Here is a 19,852-nt window from a genome sequence, read left to right on the forward strand (position 1 = left end):
CGGCAATAATAAATTTGAAAAACATCATATAATATTCAAGGAGAGGGGTATTTTTACTAAAATTTTTACTTGGTTTAAAGTGAGATTAATACGCAGTGATAAGCGGGCATGGTTGCTAAAACTTCGTTATTTTACTGTACCCAATATGTTTAGAAAAACGCCTGTTGCCGAAGTTTATTTAGCACTTAACGACCCTTATAGCTTTATGCTTATTCAAGTGCTGCCTGAGTTAGAAAAACGCTTTAATATTCAATTTAAACTGTTTTTAGTTTACGAAAGTGTGCCAGGGGTGACAATAGATCCAAAATTAATGCGTACTTGGGCGATTAAAGACGCTAACTTTATTGCTGATCAATATCAACTCAAAAAAATAACGCAACAACCTACCCAAGAATCACTCTTTACTGGTCAGCAAATGTGGCAATTGCGACCTAAAACATTAGATAATGCATGGCAGCTTTTTCAGGAAACATGGTTTAATGAATTTGATTATTATTATCACGCTTCTACGCCAGTAATTAATTATCAAATTAAAAATTTAATGCGTTTGGTTAAAAAAGGTCATTATTTACCTTCTTCGATCTTCATTGCAGGCCAATGGTATGTTGGTATCGATAGACTTGAGCATTTAGAAAAACGTTTGGCTGATTTTGGCTTAGCAAAAGATAACAGTACTGCTGTTTATCAAAAAAACAAACTCGTATTTGCCGAGCAATCAACGAAAGAAATTATTACAGATAACGCTGGCAACCATACGCTAGAGGTTTTTATTTCATTGCGAAGCCCTTATTCTTATATTGGTTTATTACAAGCAGAGAAGTTAAGTCAGCATTATAATATACCGTTAAAAATAAAGCCTTTATTACCGTTGGTTATGCGCGGATTAACGATCACAGAAAACAAAGAGCGTTATGCTGTTTTTGACGCCAGTCGTGAAGCCAAGAAGCTTAATATTCCTTTTACAGGAATCACCGATCCTTTGGGGCAAGGTATTTTTAATGCTTTTCAAATTTTTTCATATGCAGAGCAGCAAAATAAAGATCTCGTTTTCATTAAGTCTGCGTTTAACGCTATATATGTTGACGGCTTAGACTTATCGCATAAATCGGTGATCGAATCTTTGTGTCAACAGCATGCATTAAATTATGATGAAGCATTAGCATATAATAATGAACATGATTGGAAACAATGGTCTGACTTTAACCAAAGTACAATAGACAGTATGGGATTATGGGGCGCACCATGCTTTCGTTTTCAAAATGTGGCTTGTTGGGGGCAAGACCGTTTGGCACAAATAGAGCAAGCGATCATTGCTTCATAAGATATAATATATCAGTATTACATCTATTTACACGCCTGTTGACTCAACATTAGAATAAATGTTCTAATGTTGTTGTCCTGAATTCAATAACGTCGTTGTTTGGTTTTTTACACAAGCAAGACTGAATGATAAAGGGTCAGAAGAGGAGCATTAACCAGGTAGTTATCATAAAGAGATCAAACTCTGACGATTGATAATGAGGGGGATTAATGCCGAGGTAAATGAATTTTTGATGATTTATTTACCGGTTGTTTGGGTTGAATCCTAGCAATTGTCACCAATTTGGTGGAGAGCTTCTGGCCTTTGTAAAGCCAATGCTCACCAATGAAGTGATTATTATTTTGGCTGCTACAAACGCCTAAAAGTTCTCCGAACGAACAGAGTTCGAGAGAAATGAATCAAATAAAACATTCAAAAAATATTAGCTTAAACGCTACCCCAACATTCCATCATTCTATTTTATGGACTGCTTTAATGACGCCATTACTTGATGGCGTTGAAATCGCCCCTACTCGCCTAAAAAAAATAGCCATTAACCCGTCTGATGTTGCCAATAGCATTTTGCTACTTGCATGTAACGTTTGCCAACATACAAGGCTTGAATACCTCCAACCTTTACTTGCTGGCAATAGCCACGGGTTACTTCAACATCAGAAAAACTTACTTGCCAAGCTTTTTCAAGTCGCAAGGGCAACCTCAATTAAAAAAGGTATACCACCAAAGATAATGATCTTAATGCGCTGTAGCGTTAAAAAGTTATTAATCAACAACATAAGCATCAAGCTAAACATTCCCTTTAAAAACTTAATTAAGAGTAATTCAAAATGAATTGGCAAGAAACGTTAACACAGTTAGAAGCAGGTACGGTACGAGCAGCAAATCAAGACGAGCATGGTCACTGGCAGGCTAATATCGCGGTAAAAGAAGCGATATTATCAGCATTTAAAGCGGGAGAAAACATTGCTTTTGAAGGTGTTTATAAAGGCTTTGTTGATAAACATAACTTGCCTGCACGTGAATTTACTACTGATGACAAAGTACGATTAGTGCCCGGTGGTTCATCAGTTCGCCGGGGTGCTCATGTTGCAGCTGGTGTGATTATTATGCCACCAGCTTATATTAATGTGGGGGCTTTTGTTGATACCGGAACTATGATTGACAGCCATGCATTAATTGGTTCGTGTGCTCAAATTGGTAAAAATGTACACGTGTCAGCTGCGGTTCAAATTGGTGGTGTTTTAGAGCCTGTCGGAGCTAGCCCTGTGATCATTGAAGACGGCGCTTTTTTAAGTGCTGGTGTGGTAATTGTTGAAGGTCTAGTTGTGAAAAAAGGGGCAGTTTTAGCGCCAGGTGTCTCACTTTCAGCGTCAGTGCCTGTTTACGATTGTGTCAATCAGGTTATGCTTGAAAAAGGTGCTGACATTCCTGAGCGAGCTGTTGTCGTTCCGGGTACGCGACCAGTTTCTGGCGAATGGGCTAAATCACAGGGGTTGAATATGGCTTGTGCATTAATCGTTAAATACCGTGATGAAAAAAGTAATGCATCGTTAGAACTTGAATCAATTTTACGTTAAGCAATAGCAGATAAAATAGGAATATCATGGCTGAATTAGTGAATAGTGCCCATTGTTTTGATTCTCCCGCAGCGATTGAATTAATTGCTGCGTTAAAAGAACAACAACCTGAAAGTGCCAAACAGGCTGGTTACTTTGTTTATCATCTTGATGCGCTAAAAGCTCATTTGGCAGAACTGCAACGCCAAGATGTGATCAAACTATGGTTTGCGGTAAAAGCGAACCCGTTATCTACCATCATTCAAACCTTAGAAGGTGCTGGTTTTAATTTTGATGTGGCGAGCACTGGCGAATTAAGCCAAGTGTTAAAACAGGGAGTTGCACCTGAACGTATCTTAAATACCGGCCCCGCAAAATCTAAAGCTCAAATAACGTCATTTATTGATCAAGGTGTTAATGTTTTTGTGGCTGAAAGTTTGAATCAATTAATTTGGTTAAATGAAGCTGCCATTGAAAGTAAGGTTAAGCCACAAGTTTTACTGCGCGTGCAGTTGCAATGGCCAGAGGGTGACAAAAATCCTTTAGGGGGGAATAGCCTGACGCCTTTCGGTTTATCGGTAGCGCAATGGCAAAGTATTCGCGTGACTGATTTTCCTGATATTGAAATTTGTGGCCTTCATATTTTTCAATGGGGCAATATGCTCAGCAATGAAAAAATGTTTTCATTGTGGTCACAAATGGTACCGCCATTAAAGCAATTAGCTGAAGATATTGGTATGGCACTGAAAATATTAGATTTAGGGGGAGGTTTAGGCATCGATTATTTGCAGCAAGGCGCTACGCTGTCTTGGCCGCAAATATTGATTGATCTCGCTATAATAAAACAACAAGCAGCTGTTGAAGAGTTATGGTTAGAGTTGGGACGCTTTGCGGTAGCTGAATGTGGTTATTACATAGCACCGGTTGTTGATAGAAAGGTAAATTATGGCCAAGAGCAATTAGTATTGGCGGCAGGCATTAATCATTTATTGCGCCCAGCAATTACCGAACAGCCTTTTCCGGTAGATTTACTCCGAACGTCTTCACATGAAAAGCAGTTGTTCGATATTCATGGTCCGTTATGTACGAGCATGGACAAACTGGGTAAACACGCTTTACCTGCTGACGTCTCTGTTCACGATCCACTTATTTTTGGTTATTGTGGAGCATACGGTTTTACTGAGAGCATGCCGTTCTTTCTTTGTCATCATATCGCGGCGGAATATGTTTTTAGTCAAGGGAAGTTAATTGAAGTAAGAGCTTCACAACCTGCTGATTGGTATTTACGGTAGCGTTAAACCAATGAGTTTAAGACTTAAGATAAAGTGAAAATTATGAACGAAATAAAAAAAGAAGTTATGCATGTCGGTGAAATGGCCAGTGGCGCTGCGCTCACCGTTCCAGTATATCGCATAAAAGGGCATTGTGATGCACCAAGTGTCTATATTCAAGCGAATATGCACGGCGCAGAAGTGCAAGGTAATGCGGTTATTTTTCAATTATTAGAATTATTACAAAACACTCAAATCAACGGCGATATTACGTTAGTGCCATATGCGAATCCTGTTGCGTGTAACCATAAAAATGGTGAATATACCCTTGGCAGATTTGATCCTATCACCGGAGTGAATTGGAATCGGATGTATCACTTTGATGAAAGCATCATCAAACCGTTTGTTCGTGAATGTATAGGCAAAAAAAATCAAGTTATTGAAGCCAATTTTAAAAAGCTAATGATTGAAAGTATTGAAGAAAAACTTAACCATAATATTTATGGGCTAACGACCGGACAACGCATTGCTTATCAATTACAGCGCTTGGCGCATCAAGCAGACTACGTTTTAGACTTACATACCGGCCCTATTTCAAGTAAACATTTATACTGCCCTGAATATGCGCAAGAAAGCGCCCAGTACTTTGATATTCCACATACATTATTAATTCCTAATGACTTTGATGGTGCCTTAGATGAAGCAACATTCTGCCCATGGTGGTCATTACAAGACGCTTTTGCCGAATTAGGTATCGAGTTTTCGATTAGTTCAGCGTCTATTAACAAAGAAAGCTTTACCGTTGAATTAGGCTCGCAAGAACAGATTGATCTTGATGTAGCCTTAGAAGACGCTAAAAGCATTATGAATTATTTACAGCATAAAAACGTCATCAACACCACAGACTACCGACCTAAAAAGATGACACGTTATGGATGTTATTTAAAAAACTACAAAGCATTTTATTCACCAATGGGAGGGATGGTCGATTACTTGGCTGAATTTGGTCAACCATTAGCTGCGGGTGAACCGCTGGCGAGAATTTTGCGCATGGATAATTATGGTGACGGCGATCCATTGCACTATATTTCACTGGATAAAAAAGTCATTCCTATTTTACATTTTGCCTCGGCGAGTGTGAATCAAGGTACAGAATTATATAAAGTGTTTAGTGAGTATTTTGAGTTTTAATACTGTGTGAATTAGCCTTGATTTATAAATAAGGTATTGACAATACTACTGTTGCCAATACCTTTGACTACTTGTTTGTTTGCTATTTTTGGCGAGATTGTTCGATACTCGCGCTAAGCTCTTTGGCTAAAGATTGGACTTCGGGTATAAAATCTTGCATTAACTGTTGTGAAAGTACGATTGAGTCTTGAATAATTAAAGGCATTTTTTTCGTCATACTTCTGCCAATATCTGAACGATAAAATGTTATTAACCCTTGTATTTCTGCTTCGGTAAAATTGCGACTGTAAATGTCTATCATTGGCTCTTTAAAGCTATGCCAATTCATTTTCTCATGAAGAAGGACATTTACTTTATCCATATATTTATCAAAATGAACTTTCTCTTTGTCCGAAATATTCATTTTTTTCGACATACCTTCAAACATTAGCGTAACTTGACTTTGCATACTCTCTATCATTTTTGAAACTTCAGTCAATTCCATTAATTTTTCAATCGATGCCCTCGATGATAAGTCGTTAGCTTTACTAGTTAAACTAAGCATAAGTACCAATAGCAGCATGGTGATTCTTCTCATTATTATTCCTTTAATTTTTAATAGAGTGAGTATTGATCATAATACTTGTTGATTATATTGCAACATTTTCATTACATTTGTAGCGACAAAATGATGAGTCGTTGAGTGACTGAAAATCATCACTAGATTACCATCGACTTCTGATTATGGTTAAAATTGAAAAGTAATAAATTTGATTTAACGCATTTATGAAGTATAGACATCAAATTAGTCATTAAATCGTCACTTAGTAAGCCATAAGCATATTTATTAAAGACAATTTTGTGCTATAAATAATGCTGTTAATAAATTCTAAACGATTAATAAAGGACTAATGGTGAATTTTAAACGGATGTTTTTCTACTCTATTATACTCGTTGTTTTTTTGCCTCTTACTATACAAGCGGCTGAAAAAAAATGGGTTTATACCGTTGTAGAAGGCGATAGCTTATGGAGTATTAGCCAAGAATACCTTGAAGAAACAGCTTTTTATCAAAAACTTCAAAAACTTAATGGAATCACATATCCTAAAAAATTACAGCCCAATACCCTAATAGAAGTACCTATGTCGTGGATAAAAAGTTATCCAACTTATGCGACAATAACGGCTATTTCGGGCAAAAGTACTTTTTTTAAACAAGGTGAAACACAAGTAACTAAACTCGGCTCAATATTGAGCTTTGGTGATATATTAACTGTTGATGCTAATTCTAGTGTCAGCCTCACGCTTGTTGATGGCTCTGTGCTTACTCTTCTTGAAAAAAGTAAATTGTCTTTTGAGTCTTTAATCAGTTATGGCAAAACAGGGATGGCGGATACACAACTAAAACTTCACCAAGGTAAAGTTGAAACACAGGCAAAAAAATCAAAGGGACCAGGATCTCGTTTAGACATATCTACAGCTTCAGCCATAAGCTCAGTGCGAGGCACGGTTTATAGAGTTGCACATTCCCCGCAAGATCATCATTCACTTATTGAGGTATTAGAGGGCAAGGTTGAAGTTAACGCACAAATGCAAAGTGAATATATAGCGAAAGGTTTTGCCAGTAAGGTAGCGAAAGGGCAGGTGCCGAGTAAACCGATAATGCTATTGAATGCACCACGTTTTATCAGCACAAAAAAACGCTTTGAAGGGGAGGAGGTAAATTTTGACTGGGAAAATGTTAAGGATGCACTAGCATACAAAGTGCAAATTTCATCTAATAATACTTTTACAGATATTATTTGGCAGCAACATCAACCTCAAACAGTTGCTACGCTCGCAAAAATCGTTGATGGCGATTACTTTGTTAGAGTTAGTGCGCTTAGTCTTTCGAATATAGAAGGGTTCGCTCGAAGTACTTCGTTTTCTGTTAATAATAAGCCATTACCTCCAGTCATTAGTGAAGTAGATACCTTTTTTGATGCTGGTACTCGTGAACTTACTTGGGCTTATGCGAAAGAATTATCAGGTTCGCTTTTACAAATCGCTTCGGATAGTAATTTTGCCAATGTTATTATTTTAACAAATTTGTCTGAAAGCTCTTTTATTATTCCTAATACACTTCCCTTTGGGAAATACTATTGGCGGGTGGCGGGTGTTGATCATAAAGGTCGAGGACCTTTTTCGAAGGGCAATGATTTTTTATGGCAGGCAATATTATCTCCTGTGCAATGGAATTATCAGCATAAAACTGATCAGTTAGTCGTTGATTGGTCAGCACTTAAGGTCGATGAGTCAGTACAGATACAGGTTGCTGATGAGTCTGATTTTATGACTAATACCCAGGTTTTTGAATCGGTAGTAAAAACGCTTTCCATACCTGTACCCAACGACAGAGATATCTATATACGTTCACGTGTTATCAATAAAAAATTAAATGTTCATGGAGAGTGGAGCGACGTGAAGACTATCAGTAATAATGATGATAACGCGCTTATATCATTCGCTTTTTTAGCGCTTTTTATTCTTTTGTAATGGGTCATCATTAGCATTATGTTTAGGCTACTATTTAAAGACAAAAATTTAATGGCTATGCTGCTTATTAGCTTCCTTTTCATCTTTATTTATACGCCAGAAAATGTGTTAAATACCTTGTTTTATGATGTTATGCTTAAGCAAAAGCAAGTTAAAGAAAATCATGCTGTTATTATTGCTATCGATGATAAAAGTATTCAAACAATAGGCCGCTGGCCTTGGCCACGTAAAGTTCACGCTCAACTAGTTGATAAATTAGCGTCTGCAAAACCTGCCGCTATTGGTTTTGATATCTTATTTGTCGATCCGGACTTAGCCGAGCCAACATCAGATGTCACATTTGCTAAAGCTATCGCCAGCACGGCTAATATTGTTTTGCCTTTATCCCCTAATTTTGAAGAAAATGCTAGCGCTCATGAGCTTTTGCCATCGACGGTTTTTTTAACAAACAAGGTCATATTAGGTCACAATGATTTTGAATTAGACACCGATGGTGTTATGCGTAAAGTCTATTTATATGCCGGTTGGCAGGAGGCTAAATGGCCTAGTTTTGCACTATCTCTTGCTCAAATTATGCAGCCTAATAAATTTATTGCTCCCGATAAAGTTTCAAAAGGAAACTTTTGGACAAGACAAAAACCAATAAATATCGCTTTTAATAGCATAGATATCCCCACTTTATCTTATAGCGATGTGCTCAGTGGTGACGTTGACAACACTATATTTAACCATAAAGTTATATTGATTGGAGTTACCGCATCAGGACTCGGAGAGCGCTTTACTACACCGACATCTATGTCCCACCAGCGACTTTCTGGTGTTGAAATCAATGGACATATTGTTAATGCTTTACTCTCAGATGCAACGATTACTTTAATACCAAACCTTGGTCAGTATGCTTTTGCAGCGATAATAGTTTTACTCGCGATTCTCTGTCTATCTTTATTGAACTCTGCTTTTGTATTAATAAGTCTAGCCGGACTAATTATTGCTACCTTTGTTATAGCAACAGGGAGCTTGCTCATCTATAACCTATGGCTAGATCCGCTGTTGCCCATTGGCTTACTTTTGTTAATTATTTTGTATTTATTATTTTTTAAAGTGAAATTTTATAAAAATAATTTGCTACAACTCAATCAAAAAATATATACGGATAATGCAACACAACTACCTAACGCTGAAAAAGTAAATTTAATTATAAATGAGCTGATTTTATCAGCACAGCTTGAAAAGAAGCCTTTCCCGGTCATTATTATCAATATAGGTAAATTTAACGCAGTAAATGATCTGGTTGGCTTTAGTGAAGGCAATAACTTATTAAAACTAATCACCAAGCGAATACAGTACTTTATTGATGAGCAGCAGGTGATAGCTCGACATACAGGAACAGAGTTTATTGTTACTGGGTTAGGTCGTCATAAAGAAGACGATATTAAGCTTATGTGTAATAAAATTAATGTTAATTTATCTAAAATATTATCTATTCAAAATGAATCGTTTACCTTGCCGATCAGTATTGGTGTTAGTACTTATCCACACGATGGCTTATCCGCAGAAACACTGATTAATTGTGCAACGTCAGCAATGCAAAGAGCTAAAGAAAGATCTGGCAGAGGCGTTTGCTTTTATCATAAACACATTAATCAAGAGGTTTTAGAGCGACATCACTTCGAAAATGACTTAGCACGCGCGTTAGAGAAAAATGAAATTGAAGTTTATTATCAACCACAAGTTAATGCTCAAACAAGTGAGATAGTTGGTGTGGAGGCGCTTGCTCGTTGGCTTCACCCAGTAAAAGGTTATATACCGCCAACTGAATTTATACCTATTGCTGAATCAACAGGGCTGATTAATGAAATAGGAGAGTGGATATTAAGAATGGCCTGTCAGCAAGTTAAAATATTGCAATTAACCTATGGTATACCAATAAAGTTGGGCGTTAATGTCTCTGCGATTCAATTTAATGATGAGTTATTAATAAAAAACATTGAAAAAATCCTTAATGATACTGGCTTTAATGCGCAATATTTAGAATTAGAATTAACGGAGAGCTGTCTTATCGACAACGTGGGGAATACCAAAAATATATTATCTCAATTAAAAAAATTGAATATTAACTTGTCGATTGATGATTTTGGTACCGGTTATTCGTCTTTAAGTTACTTAAAAAGTTTTCCTATTGATCGCATTAAAATCGACCGTTCATTCATTAAGGATATTAACGACAGTGATGATGCAAATAAAATTGTTTTAGCAATTATATCTATGGCTCAGAGTTTAAATATGTCGACTATTTCAGAAGGTATAGAATTAATAGAACAGCAAAAATTTTTGCAAAACCATCATTGTGATGAGCTACAGGGCTTTTTATTTAGTAAGCCTTTATCTTATAAAGATCTTGAATCATTACTTAAAAAAGGTAGGTTTTTATCACTTTAATTGATGTGGTTTTGATATTTATCGTCACATTATTTGTTGTATAACACCGCTAATGCTTATATTTTTTAGCATGACTTACATATATTAAGGCCTCTTAACATTCATTAAGAGGCCTTAATTTTTTATAACATAATTTTGTCTTATTTTAACCGTTACAGCTTCAAGTGTGTATTGAAGTAATTAGTCATCATGGTTTTAATGTGTAACGTTGTACCACTGCCTTCATACAAACCATGACTACGGTTTGGGTAAGACATAAAATCAAACTGACGATTGTGTTTAACTAATTCATTAATAAGGCGTTCAGAGCCTTGGTAATGAACGTTATCGTCGCCGGTGCCATGAATAAGTAATAACTTACCTTTCAGGTTTTTAGCATGGGTAATTGGAGACCCTTGCTTGTAACCTTCTGCATAGTCTTCTAATAAACCAGAATAACGTTCTTGGTAAATAGAGTCGTATAAACGTTGATCCGGTACCGGTGCTAAAGAAACACCAACATGATATTGGTCAGGATAACGGAACATCATATTCAATGTCATCGAACCACCACCCGAATGTCCCCAAATAGCAACGTTATCGGTATCAATGAAGTCCCAACGTGTTGCCATCGCTTTTAACGCATCAGACTGGTCACGTGAAGAAAGTACACCGACAGCGCCATAAATTGATTTGCGCCATTCTTTGCCTTTTGGCGTACGGGTACCGCGGTTATCAATAGAGGCAATAATGTAACCTTGTTCTGTTAACATTTGATCCCACATTGCGGCATTGCCACGCCAACTATCAGTAACCGTTTGTCCCCAAGACTCACCGTAAACATAAAAAATAATAGGATATTTTTTCTTTGGGTCAAAATCAGCAGGGCGAATAATATAACCGTCTAATACGATACCGTCTTGGGCTTTTACTTGGAAAAACTCATGATCTGTCTGTGGTAGCGAGGCTAATTTTTCTATTAATACTTTATTGTCCATCATCATATGTTTAACTTGATGACCTTCAACTTTCACTAAACGTTTTTGCGTTGGTTGAGTAAAGGTTGAGTGAGAATGAATTGCCCATTGCCCGTCTGCTGACATTTGGTAGCTGTTGGTGCCCGAGAACCCTTCAGGGGTTACCCGTTGATTACTTAAGCTTCCGTCAAGTTTACTGCGATATAAATAGCGCTGTGCAACATTGTCAGGTGAAGCAATGTAGTACAACCAGCCATTTTCTTCATCAATGGTTTGAATACTTATTACGTCAAAGTTACCTTCTGTTAGGTTTAATGCTGTTTTTCCGTCTCGAGTTATATTAAAAACATGACGCCAACCACTACGCTCACTCGTCCATAAGAAGCTGTTACCTTGGTTTAACCAACGAGCATCGTCGAAGAAATCAAGAAAGGTTTTTTCTTGTTCTGTCATCACCAATGTTACATCACCGGTATTAGCATTAGCCAAATAAAGAATGTTAGTGTCTTGCTTGCGATTAACATGCTGCACTAATATCTGCTGACTGTTACCTGACCAATTCATACGCGGAATGTACATGTTGCGTGAATTATTAGGTAAGTTTGCCCATGTAGTTTTGGCTGTGGCTAAATGCACCACACCCACTTTAGGCAACGCATTAGTTTCACCAACCTTTGGGTAAGGAAATTTTGTAATGGTAGGGTAAAGTTCATCAGTATTATTGATCATGATGAAGTCTTTACTGCCACTCGTGTCTAACTGCCAGTAAGCAATCTTTTCACCGTCAGGGCTCCAGCGAAAGCCATCTTTAATAGTAAATTCTTCTTCGTAAACCCAGTCAAATAAACCATTGATTTTGCCATTGCCAGCATCAAAGGTTAGCTGAGATATTTTATTGTTTGTTAAATTTTCTACATAAATGTTGTCTGCCACAACGTAAGCAACCTTGCTGGCGTCGGGAGAAAATTTAGCAAACATTAATGAACTCTCTACTGGCTTTTTACCACCAAGTTGCATCAATTTTTTTGCTTTTATATCTAATAACCAATAATCACCGCGACTATTTGAACGCCATACTTTTTTACTGTTTGTATAAATAAGCAGTTTTTGGCGGTCATCTGACCAAGTGTAATTATCTATGGTTAATGGTTTTTCGGTGCCCTTCGGTGTCAGTTGCTGCGCAGAAATTAATACTGTTCGCTCAAGCGTCTCAGGGTTATAAACGACAATATCCCGACCAATACTAACTTCTTTACCTTTTTCGTTTGTTTTTGTTTTTGCGGATTTTTCAACAATGGTGTAGCCACTACCGTCTGCTAACCAGCGAAGGCGAGAAATATAATCTGAGCTAAATTCACGATCTTTGTAGATACGTTCAACGGTTAATGGTGATGATTCTTCAACGTTTACTTTAGTTTTTGTGGTATTTTCTGTTGAAGTGCTTTGACATGCCATTAGTGATACTGCAACAGCAGTAGTTAATACGGTTGTGCTTAGCCAACGAGTTATTTTTATTTTCGGCATAATATTTCCTTAATTTGCGTACAATCACTTTAAATTGTATACAATTAATAGGCAATGCTATTGGTCGATTATTTCGTAACATTTACCGTATTTAAATAATCGCTTAGTGGTTGAAAAAAGTAAATTTGACCTCACCTTTAGCTCATCAAAAAACAAAAGGTTAAACCATGGATAATGCACTAGAAATTTCTGGCTTGAAAAAAGTTTACAAAGGGGGTTTTACTGCACTCAAGGGTATTGATCTTACTGTTAAACAAGGTGACTTTTTTGCTTTACTTGGCCCAAATGGCGCAGGTAAATCGACCACCATTGGTATCATCACCTCTTTAGTTAATAAGTCAGCGGGTTCTGTGAAAGTCTTTGGTCATGATATTGATAAAGAACTTGAAAAAGCGAAAAGCTTTTTGGGTTTAGTCCCGCAAGAGTTTAATTTTAATCAATTCGAAACCTTGTTAACTATTTTAGTTAACCAAGCTGGTTATTATGGTGTAGAAAGATCTTTGGCATTTAAACGCGCTGAAAAATATCTTAAAAAACTCGACTTATGGGAGAAACGTAATGATGCGGGTCGTATGCTTTCAGGGGGGATGAAACGTCGCCTAATGATAGCAAGAGCATTGATGCACGAACCACAAGTACTCATTCTTGATGAACCAACCGCAGGAGTTGATATTGAACTTCGTCGTTCTATGTGGATTTTTTTACGTGAGCTAAATGAGCAGGGCATCACTATTATCTTAACCACTCATTATCTGGAAGAAGCGGAAATGCTTTGTCGAAATATAGCCATTATTGATTCAGGGGTTATTGTTGAAGATACAGATATGAAATCTTTACTTGCAAAACTCGATCAAGAAACAATTGTTTTTGATATTGACAAGATTGCCTTAGCGCCAAAACTTGATGAATTCACTTCGCGTTTAATTGACGACCACACGCTAGAGGTTGATGTGAAAAAGTCGCAACTTATCAATCATGTGTTTAGCCAATTGAGCGAACAAAACATTAATGTGCACAGCATGCGCAATAAAAGTAATCGCTTGGAAGAGTTGTTTGTCAGTCTGGTGGGTAGTGGACAAAAAGTTAATCAGGAGAGTAAATAGTATGTTTTCAAAAAGTAATTTTATTGCTCTAAAAAGTATTTTATATAAAGAAATAAATCGTTTTATGCGTATCTGGGTACAAACACTGGTGCCTCCTGCTATTACCATTAGCTTATACTTTGTTATTTTTGGTGAACTTATCGGTTCCCGCATTGGACAAATGGGCGGGTTTGATTATATGTCGTTCATTGTACCTGGTTTAATTATGATGAGTGTCATTACCAATTCATACTCTAATGTCGCATCGTCATTTTTTAGTGCTAAATGGCAACGTAATGTTGAAGAAATGCTGGTTGCGCCCGTGCCAAATTGGGTGATTGTTGCCGGTTATGTGGGCGGTGGTATGGCGCGCGGCATGTTAGTGGGAACTATCGTTACTTTAGTGTCTTTACTCTTTGTTGATATTCAAATTCATAATATATGGGTGATTATTGCAACCGTGAGTTTAACGTCAGCGACGTTTGCCTTAGGCGGCCTAATTAACGCTATTTTTGCTGGTAGCTTTGATGACATATCCATCATACCGACCTTTATTTTAACGCCATTAACTTACCTTGGCGGTGTGTTTTATTCGATTAGTTTATTACCTGATTTCTGGCAAGGTGTTTCGCAATTAAACCCAATCGTTTATATGGTCAATGCTTTTCGATACGGATTTTTAGGTATTAGTGATGTGAGCTTAACGTTAGCATTTTCAGTGCTTGGGGCCTTTATTCTCACCTTATATGCCATTGCGATGACGCTTATCACCAAAGGAATAGGACTACGTAGCTAATGAACACAAATACAGATAAAAAGGATGTTAACGTGATCGGTGATTCAAGAGTTATTATCACTAATCAGCCTGGGATTCATGAAAATCTTGAAGCGATTGTTGAAAAACACTTAACGCATCGCTCTCAGAAGCCTTATCAAGCACATACCGAACAAGCGTTTGCCGAAATGGATGCTTTAGTTAAAGCGCATCAAGGCGATATTATTTTAGATTCATGTTGTGGTGTTGGCCAAAGTACCCGTATTTTAGCCAAACAAAATCCACAGGCTTTAGTGATTGGTGTCGATAAATCAGCGCACCGCATTAATCGTAATGTTGACGAAATTTTGCATGACGATGGCGCTAAAATCGATAACTATTATTTAGTTAGAGCTGATTTAAATGATTTTTATCGCTTAGTTGATCAAGCAAGTTGGCCAGTAAAAAAACATTATATTTTGTATCCAAACCCTTGGCCTAAATCGAAACATATCCAACGGCGTTGGCATGGTAGTGCGGTATTTCCACAAATTATTAATATTGGTGAACAAATTATTCTACGTAGTAACTGGCGGTTATACTTAGAAGAGTTTCAATTTGCTGCGGATGTAGCTGGCGTTTTAGGTAATATTAGTGAGATAACTAATGATGAACCTTTAACCCCTTTTGAAGCAAAATATAAAGCAAGTGGTCAACGGTGTTGGCAGCTATTACTTCACCGTGAATATTTACCTTTTATATAGTTTTATTGAATATACTGCTTAGGAAAATTAACAATAAGTTAGTTAAATTCGCTAACTTATTTAACGTGCAGTAAATGATTATTTGAGATTTTATTTGTTTTTTATTTAAAATCAATTACTTAATGTATGTGGCTTAGATCTTGATTACTTTTTGATTCATGAGTAATAATACTCAATCAAAAAGGATATTGAAGATGAATAATTTAATTAAAAAAAATGTATTAATGATGGCGCTAAGTACTTTAGCACTTGTAGAATTAGCGCTGGTTTATGCGGCAACCGTTATATAGCACTAAATAACGGTGCACTTCTCTGGTAAATAAGAATAAAGTACAAGACATTTCAGTCATTTTTTATTAAAGTGCCGCTTTATGTTTACTTACCAACATGGTTACAACGGCAAGGTATGACGACGAATAAGCGCACAGCAAAAGCGACTCAAGAGTCTTTACATAGTATTTTTACAATTCCTGAAGCGCCTGATTCAACATTAGGGCTGATCGAAAAAGAAATATCAGAAAATCTTGCTGGTTTTCTAGGTAATCATATTGCTGCAAAAGAGCGGGCTTTAAGTGAAATTGAAAAAGATTTCGCTAGCTCTGCAATACCCGAAGAACCTACTTTTGTTTCTGATCACACTCGTCATATTTTAGATAAAGTTGTTGCGCAATCAGTGCATACATCAAGCCCGAGTTTTATTGGTCATATGACCTCAGCTCTGCCTTATTTTATTTTACCGCTTTCTAAATTAATGGTGGGTTTAAATCAAAATTTAGTCAAAATAGAAACATCAAAAGCATTTACCCCGCTTGAACGTCAAGTCTTAGGTATGATGCATCGTTTGGTTTATGAAGATAATGATCATTTTTATGATCAATGGATGCACAGTGCAAACCATTCTTTAGGCGCGTTTTGTTCTGGTGGCACTGTCGCTAATTTAACGGCTTTTTGGGTCGCTCGTAATAATCTATTGAAAGCTGATGGTGATTTCAAAGGTATTGCACGAGAAGGCTTATTTAACGCATTAAAACATTATAAATACGATGGTTTAGTGATATTAGTGTCTGACCGTGGCCATTATTCATTGAAGAAGTCTGCTGATATCTTAGGGATTGGTCAAGACAGTGTAATATCAATTCCTACTGATGGTAATAACCGCATCGACTGTCAAAAATTACGCGAAAAATGCCTCGAGTTAAAACAAAAAAATATTCGCGTATTAAGTATTGTTGGCGTTGCTGGTACAACAGAAACAGGCAATATAGACCCATTAGATAAAATGGCTGATATTGCGGAAGAGTTTCAAACCCACTTTCATGTTGATGCTGCATGGGGTGGTGCAACTTTATTGTCGAATAAGTACCGTCCGTTGCTAAAAGGTATTGAACGTGCTGATTCGGTAACGATTGATGCTCACAAGCAAATGTATGTGCCAATGGGTGCTGGTTTAGTTGTTTTTAAAAATCCGGCTTCTGTAGCTTCTATCGAGCACCATGCGGAATATATTTTACGTAAGGGTTCAAAAGATTTAGGTTCACATACTCTAGAGGGTTCAAGACCAGGTATGGCAATGCTGGTATATGCAAGCTTGCATATTATTAGCCGACCGGGTTATGAAATGCTGATTAACCAGGGTATAGATAGAGCCAGGTACTTTGCTCAGCTTATCGATCAACAACCTGACTTTGAGTTGATTACTGAACCTGAGTTGTGTTTATTAACCTATCGTTATAACCCTCGAGCTGTTCAGGCTCTATTAGCGAATAGCTCGCATGAACAACAAGATAAGATTAATGATTTACTTGATGATCTCACTAAGTTTATTCAAAAGCGCCAACGTGAAAATGGCAAGTCATTTGTGTCCCGTACGCGTATCGAAGTGCAACGTTATCAAGGCCGAAAAACCGTTGTTTTTCGTGTTGTGTTAGCGAATCCACTCACTTCCAATGAAATTCTTAACGATGTAATAGCAGAGCAGCTTGAATTAGCACAGGAAAGTGAAACTTTTTTACCTGACTTACTGGCGTTAACGTAGTGCTATTTTGTTTTTTATCTTGAAATGTTTTACGTCTACTTTCGTTTTGTAAGTTACTTCTTTCGTTTGTTTAAAAATAGCACACACCTAAATCACTGTTAATTATAGTTATTTTTATTTTTAATGAGTTTTTGTTCTATAAAGTTTCATTTTGATCTATAAATGTTATTTTATTTATGAAAGTTGCTGTGTAATAATTCAATCACGATTACATTTTGTGGTGGTAATAATTATGGAATACGACAAGAGAAACACTCCAGTAGAAGTATCTGAACATAATCACGCTGACCTATCATCGGTTCAACAAGCATTGATTGAAGCGCAAAAAGAAATTCTCGAATTGCAATCACAAATTCAATGGTTAGAGCGTTCATACGAATAATTCATTTTTGACGTTTTACAGTAGAAAATAATAAAAAGCCGAACGTTATGAAAATAACGTTCGGCTTTTTATGTTCAGGACGGCCTTTCTCAGACATCCTGTCTTTCAAGGCATTAGTGCATCCATGCACGTCAACGGTCAGCTTTTTAGTTCCAGACAAAAGCTAAGTACCTGAATCCATGCAGGCAATGTCATGATCACATGGATGTGAATGAGTGACTATGTTCAGGATGGCCTTTCTCAGACATCCTGTCTTTCAAGGCATTAGTGCATCCATGCAGGCAATGTCATGATCACATGGATGTGAATGAATGACGATGCTCAGAATTTATAACCTACAGGTAAACGCGAAGGTTATCGATCAATCTGGCTTTGCCACAATGCGCAGCAGCAAGGATCACTAGTTCTTTATCGTCTTCACTCGCAGGTTGGAGTGTTCTTGCATGACAAATATGAATATAGTCAGTTTTCATACCGGCATTATTGATAAAGTGAGTAGCTTGCTTGGCTAAACCAATAAAATCGTTATTCGATTTTATTTGCTGTGCCAACCATTGAATATTTTGTGCAAGAGCCGGCGCTATTTTACGTTCTTCAGCGGTTAAGTAACCGTTACGCGAACTCATTGCTAAACCACTTGCTTCACGGACTGTGCGCACAGGAATAATTTTTATGGGCATTGAGAGGTCTTCAACCATCGTTTGAATAACTTGCACTTGCTGATAGTCTTTTAAACCAAAACAAGCAACGTCTGGTTGTACTAAATTAAAGAGTTTACAAACCACAGTAGAAACCCCACGGAAGTGTCCTGGACGACTTTCACCGCAGTAACCTACTGAAACATTGGGTACTTCAACGTAAGTTTGCTTATCTAAACCCTGTGGATAAATTAGTTTAGCTGAGGGTATAAAGAGTAAATCAGTATCAGCTGAGACTAATTGCTGCTGATCGTTGTCGAGCGTGCGTGGGTAATTGTCGATATCTTCATTAGCGCCAAATTGCATTGGATTAACAAAAATACTCGCCACAACTTTATCAGCGTGCTGATGAGCTTCTGTGATTAAAGAGATATGTCCCGCGTGTAAATTTCCCATCGTCGGGACAAACGCAATTGTTAGACCTTGTTGACGCCAATCAGATATTTGTTGGCGTAATACGTTAATTTCACTTACTATTTTCATATGCTTATTTATATTGTACGTTGAAAATTATTTAACAAAAATGTGATCGTCACCAGGAAAATTTCCATTGGACACTTCACTAATATATAACTCAATGGCTTTTTTAATATCACCGGTATCGATCAGGAAATTACGTGAAAACTTAGGCATATAGCTGCATGAAATACCTAAAGCATCGTGCATCACTAATATTTGTCCATCAGTATCTTTTCCTGCACCAATACCAATCGTCGGAATTGAAATTGCTTTAGTGATGGCTTTACCTAAATCACAAGGTATACATTCTAAAACAAGTAATTGCGCACCGGCTGCTTCGAGCAACTTAGCATCAGCGATCATTTTATCTGCTTGTGATTTTTCACGGCCCTGTACTTTAAAGCCGCCAAATACATTAACTGATTGAGGTGTTAAGCCTAAATGGGCACAGACCGGAATACCACGTTCAACTAAGCCTTTAATCGTATCAACTAACCATTCACCACCTTCCATTTTCACCATGCTTGCACCCGCTTGCATAAGTTTTGCAGCGTTAGTGAATGCTTGCTCTTTGGTGGCATAGGTCATAAAAGGCATGTCACTGATGATAAGAGTGTCAGTGACGCCACGCTTTACCGACTGTGTATGATAAGCCATATGGTCAATATCGACAGGTAGCGTATCATCTTGTCCTTGCAAAACCATACCGAGTGAGTCGCCAATTAAAATAGCGTGGATACCTGCTTGGTCAAACAGTTTTGCGAAGCTTGCATCATATGCGGTGATCGATGAGATTTTTTTACCTTGTTGTTTCATTTTTAGCAAGGTTGATGTGGTTATCTTAGCCATATTTAGTCCAAAATTTTTAAGGTTTGAGTAAATACTCAGTCCGCGTACTTTCGCATAAATG

At 37.2% G+C, this 19,852-nt stretch carries 16 protein-coding genes and 1 riboswitch; of the genes, 12 read left to right on the plus strand and 4 right to left on the minus strand.

Annotated features, from left to right (window positions below; genetic code table 11):
- The first annotated feature begins 79 nt into the window (after positions 1-79).
- The 5 genes from H4J39_RS19265 to H4J39_RS07250 all read left to right on the plus strand — a co-directional run bounded on the left by H4J39_RS19265 (position 80) and on the right by H4J39_RS07250 (position 5,336).
- Entirely contained in the window at positions 80-1,321 is a 1,242-nt protein-coding gene (locus H4J39_RS19265; RefSeq protein ID WP_182226877.1) for a DsbA family protein, read from the plus strand.
- Positions 1,322-1,453: 132 nt separating this feature from the next.
- Positions 1,454-1,625: riboswitch (Lysine riboswitch) on the plus strand.
- 89 nt (positions 1,626-1,714) lie between these two features.
- On the plus strand, positions 1,715-2,149 hold the full coding sequence (locus H4J39_RS07235; RefSeq protein WP_182226879.1) for a hypothetical protein: 435 nt from the start codon (positions 1,715-1,717) through the stop codon (positions 2,147-2,149).
- On the plus strand, positions 2,146-2,895 hold the full coding sequence (locus tag H4J39_RS07240) for a 2,3,4,5-tetrahydropyridine-2,6-dicarboxylate N-succinyltransferase (protein ID WP_182226881.1): 750 nt from the start codon (positions 2,146-2,148) through the stop codon (positions 2,893-2,895). The genes H4J39_RS07235 and H4J39_RS07240 overlap by 4 nt, the downstream gene beginning before the upstream one ends.
- A gap of 26 nt (positions 2,896-2,921) precedes the next feature.
- The gene (locus H4J39_RS07245) at positions 2,922-4,166 is read left to right on the plus strand and encodes a PLP-dependent decarboxylase (protein WP_182226883.1); all 1,245 of its coding nucleotides are present in this window, start codon (positions 2,922-2,924) and stop codon (positions 4,164-4,166) included.
- Between the two features lie 42 nt (positions 4,167-4,208).
- Positions 4,209-5,336 carry a succinylglutamate desuccinylase/aspartoacylase family protein gene (locus H4J39_RS07250; RefSeq protein ID WP_182226885.1) on the plus strand — a complete coding sequence of 376 codons (1,128 nt, stop codon included), beginning with the start codon at positions 4,209-4,211 and terminating at the stop codon, positions 5,334-5,336.
- Positions 5,337-5,418: 82 nt separating this feature from the next.
- On the opposite strand, the gene H4J39_RS07255 is transcribed toward H4J39_RS07250, so the two are convergent.
- Entirely contained in the window at positions 5,419-5,913 is a 495-nt protein-coding gene (locus tag H4J39_RS07255) for a DUF2059 domain-containing protein (protein WP_182226887.1), read from the minus strand.
- A 316-nt stretch (positions 5,914-6,229) separates the two neighbouring features.
- On the opposite strand from H4J39_RS07255, the gene H4J39_RS07260 reads away from it, so the two are divergent.
- Positions 6,230-7,849, plus strand: a complete 1,620-nt coding sequence (locus tag H4J39_RS07260; protein WP_182226889.1) for a FecR domain-containing protein — start codon at positions 6,230-6,232, stop codon at positions 7,847-7,849.
- A gap of 51 nt (positions 7,850-7,900) precedes the next feature.
- Positions 7,901-10,288 carry an EAL domain-containing protein gene (locus H4J39_RS07265; RefSeq protein WP_182226891.1) on the plus strand — a complete coding sequence of 796 codons (2,388 nt, stop codon included), beginning with the start codon at positions 7,901-7,903 and terminating at the stop codon, positions 10,286-10,288.
- Positions 10,289-10,440: 152 nt separating this feature from the next.
- On the opposite strand, the gene H4J39_RS07270 is transcribed toward H4J39_RS07265, so the two are convergent.
- Positions 10,441-12,768 (minus strand): S9 family peptidase, encoded by a 2,328-nt coding sequence (locus H4J39_RS07270; RefSeq protein ID WP_182226893.1) that lies wholly within the window; start codon positions 12,766-12,768, stop codon positions 10,441-10,443.
- Between the two features lie 167 nt (positions 12,769-12,935).
- On the opposite strand from H4J39_RS07270, the gene H4J39_RS07275 reads away from it, so the two are divergent.
- The 5 genes from H4J39_RS07275 to H4J39_RS07295 all read left to right on the plus strand — a co-directional run bounded on the left by H4J39_RS07275 (position 12,936) and on the right by H4J39_RS07295 (position 17,785).
- A complete protein-coding gene (locus H4J39_RS07275) occupies positions 12,936-13,871 on the plus strand; it encodes an ABC transporter ATP-binding protein (RefSeq protein ID WP_182226895.1) in 936 nt (311 codons plus the stop codon).
- A 1-nt stretch (position 13,872) separates the two neighbouring features.
- The gene (locus H4J39_RS07280; RefSeq protein ID WP_182226897.1) at positions 13,873-14,646 is read left to right on the plus strand and encodes an ABC transporter permease; all 774 of its coding nucleotides are present in this window, start codon (positions 13,873-13,875) and stop codon (positions 14,644-14,646) included.
- Complete coding sequence (locus H4J39_RS07285) at positions 14,646-15,368, plus strand: tRNA (guanosine(46)-N(7))-methyltransferase TrmB (RefSeq protein WP_182226899.1); 723 nt, start codon at positions 14,646-14,648, stop codon at positions 15,366-15,368. The genes H4J39_RS07280 and H4J39_RS07285 overlap by 1 nt, the downstream gene beginning before the upstream one ends.
- A 406-nt stretch (positions 15,369-15,774) precedes the next feature.
- The gene (gene panP, locus H4J39_RS07290) at positions 15,775-17,403 is read left to right on the plus strand and encodes a pyridoxal-dependent aspartate 1-decarboxylase PanP (RefSeq protein WP_182226901.1); all 1,629 of its coding nucleotides are present in this window, start codon (positions 15,775-15,777) and stop codon (positions 17,401-17,403) included.
- A 232-nt stretch (positions 17,404-17,635) separates the two neighbouring features.
- Positions 17,636-17,785, plus strand: a complete 150-nt coding sequence (locus H4J39_RS07295; protein ID WP_182226903.1) for a hypothetical protein — start codon at positions 17,636-17,638, stop codon at positions 17,783-17,785.
- Between the two features lie 335 nt (positions 17,786-18,120).
- Here the strand turns inward: H4J39_RS07295 and panC are convergent, their stop codons facing one another.
- Positions 18,121-18,966, minus strand: a complete 846-nt coding sequence (panC, locus tag H4J39_RS07300) for a pantoate--beta-alanine ligase (protein ID WP_182226905.1) — start codon at positions 18,964-18,966, stop codon at positions 18,121-18,123.
- Positions 18,967-18,993: 27 nt separating this feature from the next.
- Positions 18,994-19,791 carry a 3-methyl-2-oxobutanoate hydroxymethyltransferase gene (gene panB / locus H4J39_RS07305; protein ID WP_182226907.1) on the minus strand — a complete coding sequence of 266 codons (798 nt, stop codon included), beginning with the start codon at positions 19,789-19,791 and terminating at the stop codon, positions 18,994-18,996.
- Positions 19,792-19,852: the final 61 nt, after the last annotated feature.

The sequence above is a fragment of the Colwellia sp. Bg11-12 genome (assembly GCF_014076955.1).
GTDB lineage: Bacteria > Pseudomonadota > Gammaproteobacteria > Enterobacterales > Alteromonadaceae > Colwellia_A.

What these genes read in the sequence shown, in the direction of transcription:
- H4J39_RS07275 (WP_182226895.1), top strand. Translation starts at nt 12,936, where the DNA reads ATGGATAATGCACTAGAAATTTCTGGCTTGAAAAAAGTTTACAAAGGG.
- panP (WP_182226901.1), top strand. Translation starts at nt 15,775, where the DNA reads ATGACGACGAATAAGCGCACAGCAAAAGCGACTCAAGAGTCTTTACAT.
- H4J39_RS07270 (WP_182226893.1), bottom strand. Translation starts at nt 12,768, where the DNA reads ATGCCGAAAATAAAAATAACTCGTTGGCTAAGCACAACCGTATTAACT.
- H4J39_RS07295 (WP_182226903.1), top strand. Translation starts at nt 17,636, where the DNA reads ATGGAATACGACAAGAGAAACACTCCAGTAGAAGTATCTGAACATAAT.
- H4J39_RS07240 (WP_182226881.1), top strand. Translation starts at nt 2,146, where the DNA reads ATGAATTGGCAAGAAACGTTAACACAGTTAGAAGCAGGTACGGTACGA.
- H4J39_RS07250 (WP_182226885.1), top strand. Translation starts at nt 4,209, where the DNA reads ATGAACGAAATAAAAAAAGAAGTTATGCATGTCGGTGAAATGGCCAGT.
- H4J39_RS07285 (WP_182226899.1), top strand. Translation starts at nt 14,646, where the DNA reads ATGAACACAAATACAGATAAAAAGGATGTTAACGTGATCGGTGATTCA.
- H4J39_RS07265 (WP_182226891.1), top strand. Translation starts at nt 7,901, where the DNA reads ATGGCTATGCTGCTTATTAGCTTCCTTTTCATCTTTATTTATACGCCA.
- H4J39_RS07235 (WP_182226879.1), top strand. Translation starts at nt 1,715, where the DNA reads ATGAATCAAATAAAACATTCAAAAAATATTAGCTTAAACGCTACCCCA.
- H4J39_RS07245 (WP_182226883.1), top strand. Translation starts at nt 2,922, where the DNA reads ATGGCTGAATTAGTGAATAGTGCCCATTGTTTTGATTCTCCCGCAGCG.
- panC (WP_182226905.1), bottom strand. Translation starts at nt 18,966, where the DNA reads ATGAAAATAGTAAGTGAAATTAACGTATTACGCCAACAAATATCTGAT.
- H4J39_RS07280 (WP_182226897.1), top strand. Translation starts at nt 13,873, where the DNA reads ATGTTTTCAAAAAGTAATTTTATTGCTCTAAAAAGTATTTTATATAAA.
- H4J39_RS07255 (WP_182226887.1), bottom strand. Translation starts at nt 5,913, where the DNA reads ATGAGAAGAATCACCATGCTGCTATTGGTACTTATGCTTAGTTTAACT.
- panB (WP_182226907.1), bottom strand. Translation starts at nt 19,791, where the DNA reads ATGGCTAAGATAACCACATCAACCTTGCTAAAAATGAAACAACAAGGT.